Genomic DNA, 19,461 nt, shown 5'->3' on the forward strand with positions numbered 1-19,461 from the left:
CGTGTCAATGCGTATCGCTTTTTCTATATAAAAGATTCAATTTCTTTGTTCACTATTAGGGGACGAGTTCTTAAAATCGAGTGGCCGGTTTTATTTAATACGATTAACTTCGCTTGTTTTAAGGAATCAATAAAAGGGATGACTTTTTTTAGGTCAATGATATCTCGATCACCAAAAATAAATAAAATCGGCATTTTTAACTTCTCACGATAGTTTGATGTGAGAGGGAGGTTTTTCATGGCTAGACGTAATACCCTAGACCCTTTTTTTAATCTTAGTAACTGTTCACTAACGACATGCAATGATTTATAGAGAAGTTGCTTGCTTTTTTTTAATTGGTCAAAACGAATATTAGGGGAAATTAATACCATTTTTGACACACGTTCTGGGTAATAATTGGCAAATGATAGGGCAATGTTTGCACCATCGCTAAATCCTACCATAATGGTTTGTTCAATTTTCTCATTATCCAAAATGGCTAGTACATCATCAAAAATGGCTTGAAAATCAAGTTGTTCACTTTGATTTGTTGAGTGGCCATGATCTCTTGTATCCATCAAAATAAGTAAATGATCCTTTTGAAAGACATCAACTTGTTTTTGAAAAGCTTGGTGTGAGCCACTATTTCCATGGATGAAGAACATGGGTGTCCCTTTGCCTAAAACTTTGTAAAAAATATGGCTTCCATCAGTTGATGAGACAATTTTTTCCATAAGATTTTCCCCCAGTCATGACTTAAGATTTTAGTTCATAAATTTTCGATGGTCGGCCAACACCGGTTGCACGCTCACCAATTTCATTAAAATAAGGGAGCATCGCTTTTTTGTAGTTTGAATGGTCGATATCTTTAAAATTCACACCTAGAAATTTGGCATAAACTTTTCTTGCTTCACTTATTGTAAAATCATTTCCCAAAACACGCAAGACTTGTGGCTCGTGATACATTTTATTGCACACACGGTTAAAGGCTTTAATAATAATTTTGGCGTGGTCAAACGCTAGAGAATCGTCACCAATTGACTCACCAGTTGTAAGATTTAAACAAATCGTCGCATCTGAATGATTGGTTAGTTGTAGTAACTCTCCTTCACGTGTTAAATCAAACCATGATGCTTGTGCCGCTTCATCTCCTGCATCTAACGGTTCCTCTCCAATAAACGCTAAGTAACTAACTGTAATAACCCAACCACGAGGGTCACGTCCAGGTGTGCTAAATGTATGGAGTTGTTCTACATGTTCCCGAGTTATTTCAACGTTTGTTTCTTCTTTCGTTTCTCTAATGCAACTATCAGCAGTTGCTTCTCCTGGTGTAACAAATCCACCAGGTAAAGCCCATGAGTCTTTAAAAGGATGTGTATTACGTTTTATTAGCAATACTTTTAGTGCATCTTGTTCTTTGTTATAACAAAATAAAACATTGTCCACGGTAACAGATGGCATATCTTGTGTAGGGAAATGTTGTTTTTTGTACCATTTTAAATATTCTTCTTCACTAACTTGTGTTTCGTAGTAGTGTTGTTCTGTTGTTTTTTTGTCGAAAGTCGACATATGTAACTACCTCTCTTTTCAAACTTACTAATCTTTCTCTATTTTATCAGATAAAAGTGATTTTTAAACCCATTAAGAGTCGAAATAGGTAAAAAATACATTAAAAAAATGAGCAAAGTACTTTCTTTTTTATAGGGTAGGGGGTATATTTGGTTTGTAAGACACAAAACTCTAGGAGGTATCTATGTTTTTATTTAAAAAAGTACCGAGCATTACAGCACAAGAATTACAAGAAAAGTTGAAAAAACCGATTGAATTAATAGATGTGAGAAGTCCGGAAGAATTTGCGCAAGGTCATATACCAAAAGCAAAAAATGTTCCTCTAGATAAAATACAATCCTATAAACCAAAAGGAAAAGAAGTTTATGTTGTATGTGCTTCAGGACCAAGAAGTAAACGTGCAACACAGTATTTAGTTAGTCAAAATGTTGATGCTTATAACATTGAAGGTGGCATGATGATGTGGAATGGAACATTGAAAGTGGGGTATAAATAATTATGAGAACAATTATCGTAGGTGGCGTTGCAGGTGGGATGTCTGCGGCAACAAGATTAAGACGTTTAGATGAAGAGATGGACATCGTGATTATTGAAAAAGGACCATATGTATCATTTGCGAACTGTGGGTTACCTTATTATGTATCAGGTGAAATCAGCAATCGTGATGACTTATTGATTCAAACACCTGAAAAATTAAAAGCTAGATTTAATTTGGATGTAAAAGTTGAAACAGAAGTGATTTCTATTGACGCGGGTAAAAAAGAAGTGACATTATCACATAGCGGTCAAACAGAAGTAATGAGCTATGACAAATTAGTTCTATCACCAGGATCAAAACCATTTATTCCACCTTTAGATGGCATTAATGATGCGACAAATTTATTTACATTAAGAAATGTTCCTGATGTTGACAACGTGATGACCTATTTAGACAATCACAAACCTAAAAAAGCTGTGGTTATTGGGGCAGGATTTATTGGATTAGAGATGGCAGAAAATTTAGTTCATCGTGGGTTAGAAGTGACGCTTATCGAGATGGCACCACATGTTTTACCAACAGTTGATGCTGAAATGGCATCTTTTATCACGAACGAGTTACGTGCTAAAGGTGTGAACGTGTTGACTAGCCAAGGTGTTGTGGCAATGGAAAATAACGGTCAAACACTTGTATTGAACACTGGTGAAAAAATAGAGACTGATTTAGTTTTAATGTCTGTTGGGGTTCGTCCTGAAAATGGACTAGCTGAATCTGCTGGTATTGAATTGGGTATGCGTGGGGGTATCTTAGTTGATGATTCTTATGAAACAAGTGTTAAAGATATCTATGCAGTAGGTGATGCCATCATTGTAAAAAATCAAATAAATGATGAAGATACCATGATCGCACTTGCTTCTCCAGCCAATCGTCAAGGTCGTCAAGTAGCTGACGTGATTGCTGGTATGCCACGTAAAAATAAAGGAAGTATCGGAACAGCGATAGTTCGAGTGTTTGAACAAACGATTGCTTCAACAGGTTTAACAGAAAAACAAGTAAAAGATTTAGGCTATGACTATCATGTGGTTCATGTAGATGGAAAAAACCACGCAGGGTACTATCCTGGAGCTAGCATGATTTTCTTAAAGTTGATATTTAACCCAACAACAGGTAAAATCTATGGTGCACAGGCTGTAGGTAAAGACGGTGCTGATAAACGGATTGATGTGTTAGCTACTGCAATTAAAGGTGGATTGACTGTTGAAGATTTACCGGAATTAGAATTAACTTATGCACCACCATTTGGCTCAGCAAAAGATATTGTGAATATGGTTGGTTATGCTGCGTTAAACATTATCGAAGGTTTAGCCGAAAATATCCAATTATCTGAATTAGAACAGGCCAACGAAAATGGAGCAGTATTAGTTGATGTACGAACACCTGAAGAGTTTGAACAAGGAACGATTGAAGGGTTTATTAATCTACCACTAAATGAGATTCGTCAACGTGCAAATGAATTACCAAAAGATAAAGAAATCATTTTAAGCTGTCAAAGTGGACAAAGAAGTTATGTTGCGCAACGTATGCTTGCACAAATGGGTTATGATGTGAAAAACTTGGATGGATCATATCTACTATATAAGGCGATTAATGGAATTTCATAAATAATAAGGAGTGGTCACAATGGAAGACACAAAAAGAAAAGTTAGTAATCGTTTGAAGCGTTCGGAGGGACAAATTAGGGGAGTTCTTAAAATGTTAGATGAGGACAAAAGTTGTCGTGATATTGTGGTCCAATTATCTGCTATCCGCTCAAGTATTGATAGAGCAATTGGCGTCGTCGTGGCTGAAAACTTGATTGATTGTATTGAAGAAGAATCAATCACTCAAGAAGACCGTGATGAAAAAATCAAAGAAGCAATTGATTTAGTCATAAAAAAATAAAAGAATAAACCAGCTATTTATTTAGATAAGTAGTTGTTTTTTTATCATAAAAACTGAAAGAAAAAACATCTGAATGCGTTATCTTTATAAATAGATGATTTATTTTTAATAGAAATTAGATAAATAGAAAATGAATGTGCTATCATGATTGAGTGGATATTATTATATAAATAGTTGGGAGAGTATTGATTGAAAAAAAGGATTGTTATTTTAGCGGGGATGTTAGTCGTGTTAGGGATCGTTACAGAGTTTTCAGTAAAGTTAGTTAACGGTGTCAATGCATCTAAAAAAACAGTAGTAGTAAGCAAATCAAGTGATGAAAAGACAATTTCAATTAAAACAAACGAAGCAAAAGAGGCAAGTAACAAAGAAAAGAAAAGCATATTTGATGAAGAACAGGTTGTATCAGACCATATTTATCCTTTGACAGATTTAACCACACAACAAGTTAGTGAAGATAAATTGCCAAAAGGGACAGTCGTAAATGTCAAACCAGTTAAAGGTGACGCTGATTGGGTCGAAATAGTAAGTGACCCACCTAAAGGGTTTATTGAAGCAAAATATTTATCGCATCGTAGTGAGTATATTGACAAGCGTGAAAAGAAAAGAGTCAAAAAGTTAAAACCAAAAGCTTTAACTAAACATCTTGACCAAGCCATCGACAATTTTTTAGCTCAAAATGGTGGCGATGTTAGCATATATCTTGAAACAGTCAATCATGATTATTCTTATAGTTATGATGGAGATAAAGTGAGACGAACAGCTAGCAGTATTAAGTTACCATTTATTGCCTACTTGATGACGTTAGCTGATGAAGGAAAAGTGGACTTAAATACAAAGTTAACTTATACAGCGAATTTTAAAATTGATGGCACTGGGATTATTCAATTTGAACCAATCGGCACACAATATACGATTAAACAGTTGGCTGAATTAGTTATCAGATACAGTGATAACGTGGCTTATTTAATGCTGTTGAATGACATAGGAGAACCAAATTTTGTTCAATTTTTAGCAAAACTAGATCCTCAATCACCAAATAACCGTGTGTTTTCAACGCCACGAATTCTAACTAAAGCCATGGAATATGTGTACGAAGAAAAAGATTCTAATAAAAATATGAAGCTACTTTACGATTGGATACAAAATAGCACATTTGATGATGGAGTAGATGTTGGTTTACCTGGTGTTGATGTGGCACATAAAACAGGTTGGATGCCAATGTATACAGTTAGTAATGACATTGCCTTAGTGAAAGATAAAAACCAACCGTACTTTATCACCATCATGACAAGTGGATATGACAGTTCATATAGTGAACAATCTATTTCTGATTTGTCTGCGATAATTGATGATTACATGTTGCAATTAGATTTATCGAAATAATCGTTTTACCTTATCTAGAAGGAATGATTCTTTTAGATAAGGTTTTTTTATGGTTTTATACCAAAAATGACTCTTTTTTGACAGTTTTATGTATAATAGCACTAAGGAGTGCCAATACTATATTTGTAAGGAGATCATTATGGGAAAAGTTAGAATTAATAACATGCTAGTTTATACTTATAACGGTGTAATGGGGGAAGAAAAAGTACTAGGACAAAAACTAGAATTAGATATAGAGTTGACATTACCGCTAGAAGAAGCAGGTAAAACAGATGATTTACATCAAACTATTAGCTATGCTGATGTGTATACAGATGTCAAAACAGCTTTGGAATCTAAATCATTTGATTTGATAGAAGCTGTTACTTATTATGTGCTAGATATATTAGGTGAAAAATATGGTGATATGCTTGAACAAGCTCTAGTTAGAACGAGAAAATATCATGTCCCAATTGCCGGTTTTTTTGATAATGTCGAAATAGAAATGGAAAGAGATTATTAATATGGAAACCTATTTGGCACTTGGAAGTAATATGGGGGATTCACGTCATTATCTAAAACAAGCAGTGGAACAGTTGAATCAACATAGTGAGATTAGTGTTTTAAGTAAGTCAGATATATATGAAACAGATCCGTATGGTGATGTGCCACAGGATGATTATTTAAATGCAGTGATAAAAATTGAGACAACATTATCTCCACATGAGTTATTAAAAACGGTGAATGACATCGAAGCGAGTTTAGATAGAGAACGATTGGTGAGATGGGGACCAAGGACAATAGATATTGACATTGTGTTAATGGGAGAGTTAGAAATTGATACACCTGATTTAATCATTCCACATAAAGAAATCACGAAACGCTCTTTTGTGTTGATTCCTTTAAAAGATGTTTACACTAAAGTAATGCTTAAAGGAAAATCACTTGATGAATGGATTGAGTTATCAGGAAATGCTGATGAGGTCAGACAGACAAATGAAAGTTGGGATTAGGATGGAACAAGAAAAGCAATTGCAGATTGAAGAAGCAGTGAAGACGATTTTGACAGCGATTGGAGAAGATGTTGATCGCGATGGATTAAAAGAAACACCAAAACGTGTAGCGAAAATGTATGCAGAGGTGTTTTCTTCAGTTCAAGAAAAAGAATTTACAAACTACAAAGTCTTTCCAAGTTTAAATGAAGACGACATGGTCTTGGTTAAAGATATTGAGTTTTATTCAATGTGTGAACATCACTTGTTGCCATTCTTTGGAAAAGCACACGTTGCCTATATTCCAAGTGATCATAAAGTATTGGGTCTAAGTAAAGTGGCTCGAATGGTTGAATTTTGTGCGAAACGACCAAATGTTCAAGAAGATTTAACAATACAAATTGCCAATTTAATCAATGAAAAAGTTAAAACAAAAGGCGTTGCCGTATCGATTGAAGCAGAACACATGTGTATGGCAATGCGTGGCGTAAAAGCTCGCGGTAGTGTGACGAAAACATTCCATTATCAAGGTGTTTTTAAAGAAGATAAGGATGTTAAAAACGACTTTTTACGAGCGTTAGATTAGTCATGCAGTTAATTTTAGCTAGTAATAATAAAAATAAAATACGCGAATTACAATTGGCATTTCCAAGTGAAACGATAGAATCCTATACAACATATAGTGAACCAATTGATGTCGTGGAAAATGGTAAAACCTATGTAGAAAATGCGTTGATTAAGGCTAAGGAGATTGCGAGGATCATTCAAAAACCTGTCATAGGAGATGATGGGGGATTAGAATTGTGTGCGTTTCCTGATAAGTTGGGGATTCATACATCACGTTTTTTTGAAAAGGGATTAACAGATAGGCAAATGAACGAGCAATTATTGGATTTATTAGAACACGAGAGTGACAGACGATTTAAATTGCACGCTAGTTTAGTTTTATATAACCTTGAAGATAAACCAGTCATTGTCGAAAAAGTATTAACAGGACGGGTATCAAAGACCATTTGTGAAGGTGGCGGATATGGGTTTGATTCGATTTTAATTCCAACCGGATACGCTCAGACTCTTTCGTTACTTAGTATGGAGCAACGTGATGAACTTAGTCCAAGAAATCAGGCGTTTAATGAATTAATACGGAGGCGTTAACATGTTTAAAGATAAACCAATTATGGGCATATTAAATGTGACACCAGATTCTTTTTCAGATGGTGGTGATTTTAGTGATGTCAATTTAGCCATTACTCATGCCAAAGAGATGATTGCTGATGGCGTGGATATTATTGATATCGGCGGTCAATCAACAAGACCAGGATATGTCAAAATTGCTGCAAATCAAGAGATGACGCGAGTTATACCAGTCATTGAAGCAATACGAGATTTTAGTGATATTCCTATTTCAATAGACACTTATTTTCCTGAAGTGGCAAAAGCAGCAATCGAAGCTGGAGCAAATATTGTTAATGATATTAAAGGAATGGATATGGATGGTATGGCAGAAGTGGTGGCATTCTATAATGTGCCAGTCATTATCATGCATTCACGCACGCGACAAGAAGGGGTATCCATTTTTGATGACTTAGCTCAGTTTTATCAAGAAAAAATTGAACAATGCCAAGCGCATGATATTCCAAAAGAAAACATTTGTTTTGATCCAGGGATTGGATTTCATAAATCAATGGAAGATAATGAACTCATTTTATCTTACCCAGAAAAATGTCGTTATGAGGATTATCCATTACTTTACGGGGTATCTAGAAAGCGGACAATCGCCCACTTAATTAATGAAGATAAACCAAAAGAACGAGATTTTGGAACAGTAGCAGCTTCTCTTTTCTCATTGGAAAAAGGAGTAGAGATTGTAAGAGTTCACAACGTAAAAGGAATGAAAGACATGCTAACTGTTTGGAATAAATTAAGCCGATAAAAAAAAGACGAATCTATTGATAAAATAGGTTCGTCTTTATTCATTTAGATTAATATCATAGTATGATAGTGTTTTTTTCATGTTATCTACAAGGTATTGTTGCATGTATTTTGGTGAGATGACTTTGACATGAGACCCTTGTTCTAGTAACCACATTTTGACACCGTATCCGTTGTTTGCAGGGATTTCTATGCGATGACTGCCATCTTTATTAATCTGTTTTATAATGGAATTTGGGAAACGATCCAATACATAAACAGGGTCATAATAAAAATCAATAATCAATGTAATAGGCTCGCCAAAAAAGGTAGAGCCGTTTGATTTCTCAAAACACCACCTTGAAAACGATTTGTATAATCAAGTGATTGCCGTTCATTAAGTACTTTAATTTTTTTCATGTTGTTAATTCGAAACTTATTTAATTCATTAAAGTCTGTATCATCTTTGACAGTGTGCTTTGCTGAAATCATAAAAAAGTATAAATCAGAGAAATAAATATCAATAGGTTGCCGTTTAAAAACTTTTGTTTCACCATTTTTTGTATAGGTGAATTCGACCATTTGTTGATTTAGCATGGCTTGAACTAATCGTTTTAAAGAAGGATAGATATCTGTTTTTGGTACACCATCGTAGTAGAAACGCTCATTAGCCAGTAATTTATCCATAATTGGTTTGTCATCCACACTTGTAAATAATTTATGATAAATCTTTTCTAAGTCATGTTTGTGGAACCCTCTACTAGCAAATAATATTTTGAAAATCATAAACAACTCATAATCATTCATGTACGACCGTTCTTTAAATTCAGTTAGTTGATAGTAGCCTCTTTTACTTCGATTAATTTCTCCTAATTCTTTGTGATTTAATAAAATAAAAACTAAGTCACTTGCCGATTTTTGAATTCCTTTGAATCCACTATAAAGCACAATTCGAACTGGTGCACTAAAAAATGCGCCAATCAGGGCAATTATGATACCTGCCAAAATGGCTTTTTTGTATGAATGCATAAATGATTTAAAAAAATGGGAGACAACGGCAATTGATAGACCGACTAGCATAAAGGGAAGTGCAAGTGGGCCATGAATGACAGATAGTAAAAAGTGTGTCCCAATAGCTGTCAGTAAACCATATTTTAATTTAAAATGTGATGAAATAAAAATTGTACCAATTGAATCTAAAAATAAAAAAGGTACACCAGAGAACGTGTTAATAGAACCTAGTAATATATTTGTTGCAATGGCTGTCGCAAGGTAGGCCATTTTCTTTGAAGATTTTCTTGAATTGATCATGCGTGTATCTCCTTTAATAATATCACTATATTATATAACGTTATAATGAACTAAAATTTATTTACCATATATTTTTAATTAAGTAAACTATAAAACTCCTTAAATATTCTTTTATTATACATATTTTATATAAATGATAGATATTTTATATTATTTTCTCAGAATTCGTTCATATTTTTCAGAATTATTTATGAAAATCATTTGACTTAATGCAATAAATAAATTAATATACAAGTAATATTTAATGAGTTTTTTTGTGAATGTTTACTTTTTAAAACTAAAAGATTAATTAAAGTCATGTTTTTTTGTTTAAAAAGAAATATAAACGTACGATGAAGAATAAAACTGATTAAATTGTTTGAAAAATAAGAAATGGAGGTATTTGGATGATATCATTTGCAAATGACTACCTTGAAGGTGCTCATGAAAAAGTTTTAAATCGGCTTATCGAAACAAATATGGAGCAGGAATTTGGTTACGGCTCTGATTCCTATTCCAAAGAAGCAATCGAAAAAATAAAAGAATTAATTGAGTGTCCAGATGCTTCCATTCGTTTTTTAGTTGGTGGAACTCAAACAAATCAAGTTGTGATTGATTCTGTTTTAGATAAGTTTGAAGGAGTGCTGGCACCAGAAACTGGACATATCAATGTTCGTGAGGCTGGAGCCATCGAGTATAGTGGTCATAAGGTATTAACCTTACCATCTGAAAACGGAAAAATTTCAGTTCAATCAGTTAAAGATTATTTGGATTTATTTAACCAAGATGAAACCAAAGAACACATGGTGACGCCTGGTATGGTTTATATTTCATTTCCGACTGAGTACGGGACAATTTATTCATATGATGAGTTAGAAGAATTATCGAGAGTTTGTCATGAAAATAATTTGCCATTATTTATTGATGGCGCTAGACTTGGTTATGGCTTGGTTAGTGATGAGGCAGATGTGACAATTAAAGATATTGCACATTTTTCTGATGTGTTTTATATTGGCGGAACAAAAATCGGTGCTCTATGTGGGGAAGCTGTTGTATTTACTAAAAACAATGAGCCTAGACAATTTGTTTCAATCGTCAAACAACATGGCGCTTTACTCGCTAAAGGAAGGTTACTAGGGGTTCAGTTTTTAACGTTATTTACAGATAACCTTTATTTTGACATTAGTAAGCATGCAGTCGACATGTCACAAAAAATTAAACGAGCTTTCTTAGATAAAGGCTATGAGTTATACTTTGATTCACCAACGAATCAACAATTTGTCATTATGACAAACGAACAAGTTAAAGAGTTAAAAGAGAATATTTCGTTTGCAACATGGGAAAAATATGATGACCTCCATATGGTTATAAGATTTGTTACAAGTTGGGGGACGTCAGAAGAAAATGTTGAAAAATTAATTTCATATATTTAAAGACTCAAGAGGTGAACTAAGCATCACCTCTTTTTTATTTCAATAAAAACTCTATATAGTCTTTGTAAAAATGACTTATTCTTCTATAAAATGTACTATATTAATAGTAACGAATCAAAAGTGGAGTATCTGATACAAGAATCTGTTGAAAAAATAAATTTAGTGATAAATGAAGTAAAAAAGTTGTTTTAGAAAAAGATGATGTTGTTAAACTAATAGGAACTTGTTTATTATCAGGTTGTCATGTCTTATTTGAAGAGGTACCAGGTACTGGTAAAACAATGTTAGTTAAAACACTAAGCTCAGTTAGACCGATTTATGATTAAATTACAGATAGGGTATCCAAGTGTTAATGATGAACTATCACTTATTATGGGGTCAGGTAGGTCGTTAATTGACGTAGAATATGTGATTGATTTGAATGACATTGCCATTTTAAAAGAAATGGCTTCTAATGTTGTCATTACTGATTCCATTGCATCATATGTGTTGGGATTAGTTGAAGCAACGAGACAATATCCAGCTATAGAGTTAGGTGTTAGTTCAAGATTTCATCAAAAGTGTGAAAGCTTTTACCTTAATCAATGGGCGAAATTTTGTATTATCAGATGATTTGCAGTATCTCTTTCTATATATTGTCTCACACAGGCTCACGTTGAAACAATCAGTGTTAAGCTTGATAATTATTGGTGAACGAGCAAGAAGGAAACTGTCAAAACAGACGTGATGCTTGCTACCAAAACAGATAGAAGGAACATTACCACGTGAAAATAGCGAAACCCTGAATTCTTTTGCTGAGAAAGTTTCTGGAGAAATGCCTAAAATTAGTGTGACATTTAGTGAGTTAACTCGTGAGTATGAAGCAGTAACTTACGGTGTTAGAAAAGATGTGACAATATCAAAAAATCAAAAAAATAACATACTCGATTTATCAAAATATCTGATAAAAACAAAGAAGAACACTTAGGAAAAATCTAAGTGTTCTGGTGTATCTGGAACAAAGTGACTAGGAGAAAGCTCTGTCACTTTTTCTGTATTTGGTACTTCTTGAAATTGACATGAATTGATCCATATGGTTCCTTGACCAAGTAATAGAATACCGATGTTGATCACATCTGCTTGTAATGGAACGTCTAAAATACATGAATAAAAATTCCAATCTGTATTTTCAGTAATTAATCTATCTTTCATATTATCAAATGCAAGCATGTCATAATATTTTGAATCAATCCGAACCCATAAACCACTGGACCCATTGGATAATTCGGTTTTTAAAAAAGCTGAGAATTTCACACGTTTTCCTTTAAACTTTTCCGCTTTGAATTGTTGCATGATTGTCCCAAATTCTTCGTCATGAAAGTCATCACAAATGGAAAATAGTTTTGCTGATTGGTTAGATATATGTGTAATATTAGTATCAATAGCCATACCGTATTTATTACTTGCCGATCCTGATTTAAACCATCCGGGAATAGTAGATTTTTGATTAGTCATTAGGTGGTCTCCTTTATTCATGATATTTTTGTGTAACATTCGGAACTTTTTCGGTGGTATTTGAAATTTATTTTTAAATGCTCGAGTGAAAGCTTCTTGAGAGTTAAAAAAGGAAAGAGTAGAAATATCTAATATACTTAGTTCAGAGTGCTTTAAGAGAAGAGAGGCTTTTATTAATCTTTGTTGTTTAATATAGTCGTAAAGTGAATAGCCAGTTTCTTTCTTAAATAATCTATGAAAATGATAGTTTGAATAACCAACGTACTCTGATATTTTATCTAGACTTATTTCTTCGTCAATATGTTGTTGTATATAAGTAATTGCTTTAGAAACATAGTTAGAATAATTCATTAAACCAACCTCCTTTGACACATAAAGTGTATCATAGGCGAAACTAAATTTTTTGACTTATCTTGCTAAAAAATAGAATGAGGTGATACAAATGGAAATATCACAAGAGATGGTATTAAAAGCACATAGTGTGATGGAAACGTCACGTTGCTTATTACGAAAGATTACGTTAGATGATGTCGATGATATGTATGACTATTGTTCGATGAAAGAAGTAAGTCGTTATACAAAATTCAGAGCACATCAGTCAAAAGAAGAAACATACACTGTCATTGAGCAAATTTTTATCCCAGAACAACTTACCAAGTGGGGTATTGAATTAAAAGAGACAAACAAACTAATGGGGACGATTGATTTTATGTCCATTGATAAAGACTGTGCAACGATTGGTTATGCACTGTCTAAGAAATATTGGGGCCAAGGAATTGTGCCAGAAGTAGCTGAGAGATTACTTCAACTATCTTTTGAAGAACTCGATTTAAAAGTAGTTTATGCGACTCATCATAAAGATAATCTCAATTCAGGTAAAGTGATGCAAAAAATTGGAATGAAGAAAATAGGTACAGATTATTATTTCAATTTTAAAGATAAACCACTTGTTGAAACAATGAAGTATGCCATTACATTTGAAGATTATTTTAAAAGATAGTGTCACTTGTGCTATTATGAGATATGTAAAATAAAAAAGCGTTATCACATGATTGATAAACGCTTATGACTTGTCCTTGATTTGACAGCTTTTTTGTCTATTAAAAAAATAAATAGTAAGAAACCAAACGATACCAACAACTTGTATAGTACCACCGATTTTAAACGCAATCGAACTATATGATGTATCGTTAAAAAGTGTCATGATGATTAAAGACAGGCCAATAAGAATTTTAGATGGTAAACTCTTTTTACATTGGCATCCCATAAATAGTCTCCTTAAGTCTTAATACTATATAGGGTATCATGTAAGAGGTTATAAAGGCAATAGAATTGTTTTACTATGAAGAACGAAGGAAGAACGATATGACAAATAAAAAAGTAACGATTAAAGATGTTGCGAAACAATCGGGGGTATCTATCACCACTGTTTCCCAGATTTTAAATGGTAAAAAACATCAATTTCATCCAGATACGGTAAAAAAAGTATTGCAAGCACAAGAAGAATTAGGCTATGCACCTGATTATTTTGCTCGTCGAATGGTCATGAAAAAAAGTTTGACGATAGGGATTATTGTTCCAGATATTACTAATCCTTTTTTTGCGACCCTTGTTAAGGGGATTGAAGACGTGCTTTTTAGTTCTGGATTTATGACAATTCTTTGTAATGTTGACATGAATCTTACTAAAGGAAAAAAAGCGATTGAAGCACTTAACCACCGAGGCGTTGATGGGGTGATTTTGGCTAGTTCTGGTATTTCAATTACAGAAGTACTCAATCAAGAGCTGTTGCAAAAAATCCCTATCATAGAACTAGATCAACAAGTTACAACTCAGACATTTGATTCTGTTAGAACAGATGATTATCGTGGTGGTGAACTTGTTGCAACTTTATTGAATGATACAAAACATAAACAAGCTGTTGCATTATTTCCCAAAGATATGAGTCCTAATATTTTAAAACGTTTGGTTGGTTTTACGGACAATTTTAATGGTCAAGTTGAAGTATTGCCAACTGAATTATCGAAACAAAGTGGGAAAGAGATGGTCAGAACTATTTTAAATACAAACGCGACGGCTATTTTTGCAGCAAATGATGAAATAGCGTTTGGCGTGTATGCTGGTCTTAGTGAAGTTGGAAAAAAAGTTCCAGATGATTACAGTGTAGTAGGGTACGATAATATAGAGATGAGTGAATATGTGTATCCACCACTGACAACTGTATCACAGCCAATTTTTGAATTAGGACAAAAAACGGCTGATTTATTAATTGATCGCATCAACCATCCGGATAAAGACGAAACAGAATTAATTTTACCAGTCACATTAATTGAACGATTATCTGTAGCACGCCCTTGAAAACTATTTCAAAGTGTGCTATATTTTTTTCGAAAGGAAAATTAAAACGTTTTACTAAAACGTTTTAATTAAAATGAATTGGAGGAACGTGTGATGAATCATGTAACGATTATTGGAAGTATTAATCTAGATACGACATTACGAGTTAAAGAAATGGCTAAACCGGGAGAAACGATTCATGCAATAGAACATTTTACTGCAGGTGGCGGTAAAGGTGCCAACCAAGGTGTCGCAAGTAAACGCTCTGGAGCAAAAACGTCATTCATTGGAGCAGTGGGAAATGATGCAGCTGGAAACGTGATGCTAGAGTTATTAGAAGGAGAAGAAATTGATGTGGCACATGTCAAAACGATTGATAATGAGTCAACAGGGCAAGCATTTATTACGGTTGATGAGTCTGGTGAAAATAGCATTATGATTTATGCTGGAGCCAATAATCACGTAACAAATGAATTAGCAAGCAGTTGTCAATCTGTGATTGAATCGAGTGATTTTTTAATTGCACAGTTTGAAAGTGCTACCACAGGGACAATCGAAGCATTTAAATTGGCTAAAAATTCAAACGTTAAAACAATTTTAAATCCAGCACCAGCTGTAAAAAACATTTCGAGTGAGTTACTAGCCTTAACAGATGTTATTATTCCAAATGAAACAGAAACAGAATTAATTACAGGTATTGAGTTGACTGATGATGAGTCGATAAAAAAAGCAGCAGAAGCCCTACATGATTTAGGTATCGAGATGGTGATTATCACACTTGGTAGTCGTGGTGCTTATTATGACTACAAAGAACAATCAGGTTTTGTTTCAGCATATAAAGTGAAAGCGGTCGACACAACTGCCGCAGGAGATACATTTATTGGAGCACTGGCAAGCAAACTAAAACAAGATTTTTCTAATATTGAAGAAGCAATTGATTATGGTAATAAAGCATCATCACTAACAGTTCAACGATACGGCGCTCAACCAAGTATTCCGTTTGAACATGAAATAAAGGAGACATATTAATGAAAAAATCAGCAGTTATAAACAGTGATATCTCAAGAGTTATCTCAAAAATGGGTCATTTTGATTTATTAAGTATTGGGGACGCGGGGATGCCAGTTCCGTTTGAAACAGAAAAAATTGATTTAGCTGTGACAAATGGCGTGCCAAGTTTTTTAGATGTGCTAGATAACGTTTTGGAAGAATTAGAAGTACAAAAGATTTATTTAGCTGAAGAAATAAAAGAAGCGAATCCTACTATTTTGGCGAGTATTGAAGAACGTTTTACCAACACGCCAATAGAGTTTATTCCACATAGTGACATGAAACAAAAATTAAATGATACACATGCGTTTATCCGTACAGGTGAAATGACACCGTATGCGAATATTTTATTGGAAAGTGGCGTAACGTTTTAGTTAGAAAATTTACCAGGGGGATTTTATAAAAATGACAGCTTTATTAATAGGGTTAGGACCATTATTAGGTTGGGGATTATACCCAACAATCGCATCAAAAATTGGCGGCAAACCAGTTAACCAAATCGTTGGATCAACAATTGGAACATTGATTTTTGCAATTATTTTATTTTTTGCTAATGGATTAACGTTTCCAAGTGGGATGGATTTAACGTTAAGTATTTTATCGGGAATTGGTTGGGCGAGCGCTCAAATTTTGACGTTTAAATCATTTGAATTAGTAGGTTCTTCAAGAGCTATGCCAATTACAACAGCATTTCAATTAATTGTTGCGTCATTATGGGGAGTAGCACATCTTGGAAATTGGCCAACTATGACAGATAAATTAATTGGTGCTCTAGCACTTGTATTGATTATACTTGGTGCAAGAATGACAGTTTGGTCTGAGAAAAAAGATAGTGCAGATGCAAGTAACATCAAAAAAGCTGTCATCATTTTAGCGATTGGTGAAATTGGGTATTGGTTGTATTCAGCAGCACCACAAGAAACAAGTATTACAGGAATGAATGCTTTCCTACCACAAGCAATTGGAATGGTGATTGTGGCGGTTGTTTATAGTTTGGTTATCGCTGTGAAAGAAAAAGAAAATGCATTGACTCAAATGGTATCATACAAACAAATTATTTCAGGATTTTTCTTTGCCTTTGCAGCACTAACTTATTTAATTTCAGCTCAAACTAATATGAATGGTTTGGCGACCGGATTTATTTTATCTCAAACATCAGTTGTGCTAGCGACATTGACAGGTATTTGGGTTTTAGGCCAAAAGAAGACATCAAAAGAGATGAAAATTACGATTATTGGTTTAGTGTTGATATTATTAGCAGCAACATTAACAGTTATAGTCTAAATAAGAGAAAGACCTTCAATTTGGAGGTCTTTTTAATTCATTACTCTGGGATAATTATTTTACTCTTTGATATGTTTATTAATACTGTTGATTTCTTTTTTTACTCTAATTATAGAAATAAGCCAAAGTATGGCGTATATGAATAGGTAAATCATTGTAAAGGTGACTATATTCGTTACTGATAAATTTATCCAGTTTAAAAATATTGCTATAGGTAAAAACAAGCAATACGAGATAATCGCATGACTAACAGTCATTCTAGTAATACTCCAATCAGTACTCGTAAAGATAAAATTTGTCAATGTAAAAATGACTCCAATAACCCCCCATAAAAACACTGAAACAATGAAGGCTATTAATTCAGAAGAAAATTTATCAACGAATGCTGGAGGCATCGGAGAAAAAAAGTCACCTGAATATATAAATGAGAAAAAGATTGAAAACATTAGCCCTATAAAAACCCCTGTTTTAAAGCCACTAAATATTTGGAAAACAATATGTTTGTTCATAATAAATGCTCCTTTATGTTTTTTAAATATCTTCTTGAAGAACTTGTTTGTTCCCCATTTTTGAAATAAATAATAATAATTCCCGCATTTGTTAATTCTAATTTAGAAATATAATTAATGTTAATAATTTCATTGTTAGAAATTCTCAAAAAATTTTTATCTAAAATATTTTCTAATTCGTATAGCCGATACTTAACAAGATACTCCTGATCAGGCGTAGAACCATATATTTTTTTATCATATGAATAAAATCTTATGAATGATTTGCAAGGAACAAGTATATTTTTTTCGTTATGAGAACAGCTTAAAACAGTTTTGTGGTTCTCTATTCCTCTTATTATTGAATCAATCTCCCCATTTTTTTCTTTTGCTTGGATTATAATTAAGTTCTCTTCTAAATGCTTTTGTTTTTCAAATTTGACTCTCATAAAAACCTCCTTTCTTCTACAATGTTGATTATAGAATAAAATACTCACCTTTCATATAACATTGCGATACATGGTATAAAATTAAAGATGCATGGTTGTCTAGGATTTAATCCACAAAAGAGTTAAAGTTTATTGCTAAGTGATTTCATCTCTAAATCTGTATAAATAGGAAATAAAAAAATATATCTACTTAATTTAAACGTGATATAATGAAAATAATTTGAGTGAAGTGTTTAGTGATTCTTATTTTCTTGTTTTTCAGCTGATAAAATCAAAGAAAGATTAAAAAAAATGTAGTTTAAAACATGCGAAGACTAATTGAAAAACTATTCAAGATATTTTGGGCAGCAGTGGTGTCATTGAAATAATTAAAAATTCTTGCTAGAAATTCGACGGGACTAGCTATAGAGAAGATTTTCATAGAGTACAATAGAAAGTTAGATATTGAAGGAATTATTAGAGAAAAAGAATGGCAAAAATATTTTTTCAATAGTTATTTAATCATTTGGTAGACAAAATATGCAAGTATACTTAGTTAAAATATAAATGTATAATAATAGTAGATATAATAACATAAAGGAGGACTATATGGAACTTATAGTTGACATTTCAGCATTTGCATCAGTAGTTTTAAGTTTTATTTTATTGATTAACTCTCAGAAGAACTCTCATACACCTAAAACAGTTAAATGGTTGTGCTTATTATTGTTAACTACAATACTTATTGCCAATGTATTTAATTTTATTGATTTCTTTCATGGATTTATCAAAGGATTGAAGAATTCTTTTTAATTAATTTTGTCATTTTAAGAAGCCAAACATATAATGATACGCTAATAGGGGAGAATACTTTGTTAACTAAAATAAAAGCAGATAAAAAGGATTATGGATTAGTATGACAGATTTGGGAAAAGTCAGCAAAGAAAACACATCATTTTTTGTCTGAAGAAGACTTTAACTATTATAAGGAGATTATTCCAGAATATTTAAATCACGTTAATTTATATTTATGGAGAGATGGTCATCAAATCATTGGTTTTAGTGGGACTAGTCAAGATGAATTAGTTATGCTTTTTCTTGATCCAGATTTTATCGGAAAACGATACGGCAGTAGAATACTATCCGAATTAATTGAAACAGAAGGTATAAAAAGAGTGGACGTAAATACTCAAAATGAGTGTGGAAAAATGTTTTATCTTAATCATGGATTTAAAATTGAATCAGAAGACGAACTAGATGGTTTTGGCAAGGCATACCCTATTGCTCATTTGGTAATAAATGAGTAACTATGTAGTTAAGTACAATTGTAGAACAATTAAAATAGGAAGGTAGTAACTCAGCTTATTTAAAACTAAAATAACAATATCCTAATGTATGATTAGTCCATTTGTATTATTTACA

Annotated in this window: 27 protein-coding genes; 20 read left to right on the forward strand and 7 right to left on the reverse strand. The window is 33.0% G+C overall.

Features of this window, described 5'->3' with window-relative positions; translation table 11 throughout:
• Positions 1-23 precede the first annotated feature (23 nt).
• Positions 24-713: an alpha/beta fold hydrolase gene (locus BHY08_RS04030; protein WP_071456653.1), complete on the reverse strand. Its 690-nt coding sequence runs from the start codon at positions 711-713 to the stop codon at positions 24-26.
• A gap of 22 nt (positions 714-735) precedes the next feature.
• Complete coding sequence (locus BHY08_RS04035) at positions 736-1,548, reverse strand: NUDIX domain-containing protein (protein ID WP_071456654.1); 813 nt, start codon at positions 1,546-1,548, stop codon at positions 736-738.
• Between the two features lie 184 nt (positions 1,549-1,732).
• Between BHY08_RS04035 and BHY08_RS04040 the strand changes: the two genes are divergently transcribed.
• From BHY08_RS04040 to folP, 9 genes are all read left to right on the forward strand, one after another.
• Positions 1,733-2,044: a rhodanese-like domain-containing protein gene (locus tag BHY08_RS04040; protein WP_071456655.1), complete on the forward strand. Its 312-nt coding sequence runs from the start codon at positions 1,733-1,735 to the stop codon at positions 2,042-2,044.
• Positions 2,045-2,046: 2 nt separating this feature from the next.
• Positions 2,047-3,687, forward strand: coding sequence for an FAD-dependent oxidoreductase (locus BHY08_RS04045; protein ID WP_071456656.1), 1,641 nt, complete (start codon positions 2,047-2,049; stop codon positions 3,685-3,687).
• Positions 3,688-3,706: 19 nt separating this feature from the next.
• Positions 3,707-3,967, forward strand: a complete 261-nt coding sequence (locus BHY08_RS04050; RefSeq protein ID WP_071456657.1) for a metal-sensitive transcriptional regulator — start codon at positions 3,707-3,709, stop codon at positions 3,965-3,967.
• A 189-nt stretch (positions 3,968-4,156) separates the two neighbouring features.
• Positions 4,157-5,353: a serine hydrolase gene (locus BHY08_RS04055; protein ID WP_071456658.1), complete on the forward strand. Its 1,197-nt coding sequence runs from the start codon at positions 4,157-4,159 to the stop codon at positions 5,351-5,353.
• 139 nt (positions 5,354-5,492) lie between these two features.
• Positions 5,493-5,855, forward strand: coding sequence for a dihydroneopterin aldolase (folB, locus tag BHY08_RS04060; RefSeq protein ID WP_071456659.1), 363 nt, complete (start codon positions 5,493-5,495; stop codon positions 5,853-5,855).
• 1 nt (position 5,856) lies between these two features.
• A complete protein-coding gene (gene folK, locus BHY08_RS04065; protein ID WP_071456660.1) occupies positions 5,857-6,345 on the forward strand; it encodes a 2-amino-4-hydroxy-6-hydroxymethyldihydropteridine diphosphokinase in 489 nt (162 codons plus the stop codon).
• A 1-nt stretch (position 6,346) separates the two neighbouring features.
• Positions 6,347-6,910, forward strand: a complete 564-nt coding sequence (gene folE, locus BHY08_RS04070; RefSeq protein ID WP_071457821.1) for a GTP cyclohydrolase I FolE — start codon at positions 6,347-6,349, stop codon at positions 6,908-6,910.
• Positions 6,911-6,912: 2 nt separating this feature from the next.
• Complete coding sequence (locus BHY08_RS04075) at positions 6,913-7,479, forward strand: non-canonical purine NTP pyrophosphatase (RefSeq protein WP_071456661.1); 567 nt, start codon at positions 6,913-6,915, stop codon at positions 7,477-7,479.
• A gap of 1 nt (position 7,480) precedes the next feature.
• Positions 7,481-8,257 carry a dihydropteroate synthase gene (gene folP, locus BHY08_RS04080; RefSeq protein ID WP_071456662.1) on the forward strand — a complete coding sequence of 259 codons (777 nt, stop codon included), beginning with the start codon at positions 7,481-7,483 and terminating at the stop codon, positions 8,255-8,257.
• Positions 8,258-8,293: 36 nt separating this feature from the next.
• On the opposite strand, the gene BHY08_RS11330 is transcribed toward folP, so the two are convergent.
• On the reverse strand, positions 8,294-8,542 hold the full coding sequence (locus BHY08_RS11330) for a WCX domain-containing protein (protein WP_071456663.1): 249 nt from the start codon (positions 8,540-8,542) through the stop codon (positions 8,294-8,296).
• Positions 8,539-9,546, reverse strand: coding sequence for a WYL domain-containing protein (locus BHY08_RS11335; protein ID WP_071456664.1), 1,008 nt, complete (start codon positions 9,544-9,546; stop codon positions 8,539-8,541). The genes BHY08_RS11330 and BHY08_RS11335 overlap by 4 nt, the downstream gene beginning before the upstream one ends.
• Positions 9,547-9,932: 386 nt before the next feature.
• On the opposite strand from BHY08_RS11335, the gene BHY08_RS04095 reads away from it, so the two are divergent.
• From BHY08_RS04095 to BHY08_RS04105, 4 genes are all read left to right on the forward strand, one after another.
• On the forward strand, positions 9,933-10,958 hold the full coding sequence (locus tag BHY08_RS04095; protein WP_071456665.1) for a threonine aldolase family protein: 1,026 nt from the start codon (positions 9,933-9,935) through the stop codon (positions 10,956-10,958).
• Between the two features lie 318 nt (positions 10,959-11,276).
• Positions 11,277-11,570 (forward strand): MoxR family ATPase, encoded by a 294-nt coding sequence (locus tag BHY08_RS04100; protein ID WP_071456666.1) that lies wholly within the window; start codon positions 11,277-11,279, stop codon positions 11,568-11,570.
• Entirely contained in the window at positions 11,521-11,685 is a 165-nt protein-coding gene (locus BHY08_RS11430; RefSeq protein ID WP_169817660.1) for a hypothetical protein, read from the forward strand. The genes BHY08_RS04100 and BHY08_RS11430 overlap by 50 nt, the downstream gene beginning before the upstream one ends.
• A 3-nt stretch (positions 11,686-11,688) precedes the next feature.
• Positions 11,689-11,925, forward strand: a complete 237-nt coding sequence (locus BHY08_RS04105; RefSeq protein ID WP_071456667.1) for a DUF4129 domain-containing protein — start codon at positions 11,689-11,691, stop codon at positions 11,923-11,925.
• On the opposite strand, the gene BHY08_RS04110 is transcribed toward BHY08_RS04105, so the two are convergent.
• Positions 11,922-12,803, reverse strand: coding sequence for a helix-turn-helix transcriptional regulator (locus tag BHY08_RS04110; protein WP_071456668.1), 882 nt, complete (start codon positions 12,801-12,803; stop codon positions 11,922-11,924). The two genes, BHY08_RS04105 and BHY08_RS04110, sit on opposite strands and share 4 nt — an antisense overlap.
• Before the next feature lie 91 nt (positions 12,804-12,894).
• Here BHY08_RS04110 and BHY08_RS04115 point away from each other — a divergent pair, with 91 nt between their 5' ends.
• The 5 genes from BHY08_RS04115 (at position 12,895) to rbsU (ending at position 17,123) form a co-directional block, all read left to right on the forward strand.
• Positions 12,895-13,452 carry a GNAT family N-acetyltransferase gene (locus tag BHY08_RS04115; protein WP_084657167.1) on the forward strand — a complete coding sequence of 186 codons (558 nt, stop codon included), beginning with the start codon at positions 12,895-12,897 and terminating at the stop codon, positions 13,450-13,452.
• Positions 13,453-13,817: 365 nt separating this feature from the next.
• Positions 13,818-14,810, forward strand: a complete 993-nt coding sequence (gene rbsR, locus BHY08_RS04125) for a ribose utilization transcriptional repressor RbsR (protein WP_071456670.1) — start codon at positions 13,818-13,820, stop codon at positions 14,808-14,810.
• Positions 14,811-14,903: 93 nt separating this feature from the next.
• Entirely contained in the window at positions 14,904-15,818 is a 915-nt protein-coding gene (gene rbsK, locus BHY08_RS04130; RefSeq protein WP_071456671.1) for a ribokinase, read from the forward strand.
• Positions 15,818-16,213 (forward strand): D-ribose pyranase, encoded by a 396-nt coding sequence (gene rbsD / locus BHY08_RS04135; RefSeq protein WP_071456672.1) that lies wholly within the window; start codon positions 15,818-15,820, stop codon positions 16,211-16,213. Before rbsK ends, rbsD begins: the two co-directional genes overlap by 1 nt.
• A 25-nt stretch (positions 16,214-16,238) precedes the next feature.
• Positions 16,239-17,123 carry a ribose/proton symporter RbsU gene (gene rbsU / locus BHY08_RS04140; RefSeq protein ID WP_157093628.1) on the forward strand — a complete coding sequence of 295 codons (885 nt, stop codon included), beginning with the start codon at positions 16,239-16,241 and terminating at the stop codon, positions 17,121-17,123.
• A 59-nt stretch (positions 17,124-17,182) separates the two neighbouring features.
• Here the strand turns inward: rbsU and BHY08_RS04145 are convergent, their stop codons facing one another.
• Together BHY08_RS04145 and BHY08_RS04150 are read right to left on the reverse strand one after the other, a co-directional pair.
• Complete coding sequence (locus BHY08_RS04145) at positions 17,183-17,632, reverse strand: DUF3021 domain-containing protein (protein WP_071456674.1); 450 nt, start codon at positions 17,630-17,632, stop codon at positions 17,183-17,185.
• Positions 17,629-18,060, reverse strand: coding sequence for a LytTR family DNA-binding domain-containing protein (locus BHY08_RS04150; RefSeq protein ID WP_071456675.1), 432 nt, complete (start codon positions 18,058-18,060; stop codon positions 17,629-17,631). Before BHY08_RS04150 ends, BHY08_RS04145 begins: the two co-directional genes overlap by 4 nt.
• Positions 18,061-18,648: 588 nt before the next feature.
• Between BHY08_RS04150 and BHY08_RS04155 the strand changes: the two genes are divergently transcribed.
• Complete coding sequence (locus tag BHY08_RS04155) at positions 18,649-18,852, forward strand: hypothetical protein (protein WP_071456676.1); 204 nt, start codon at positions 18,649-18,651, stop codon at positions 18,850-18,852.
• Positions 18,853-18,998: 146 nt separating this feature from the next.
• Positions 18,999-19,346 (forward strand): GNAT family N-acetyltransferase, encoded by a 348-nt coding sequence (locus tag BHY08_RS04160; protein WP_211267917.1) that lies wholly within the window; start codon positions 18,999-19,001, stop codon positions 19,344-19,346.
• The last annotated feature ends 115 nt before the right edge of the window (positions 19,347-19,461 follow it).

The sequence above is a fragment of the Vagococcus teuberi genome (assembly GCF_001870205.1).
Lineage (GTDB): Bacteria > Bacillota > Bacilli > Lactobacillales > Vagococcaceae > Vagococcus > Vagococcus teuberi.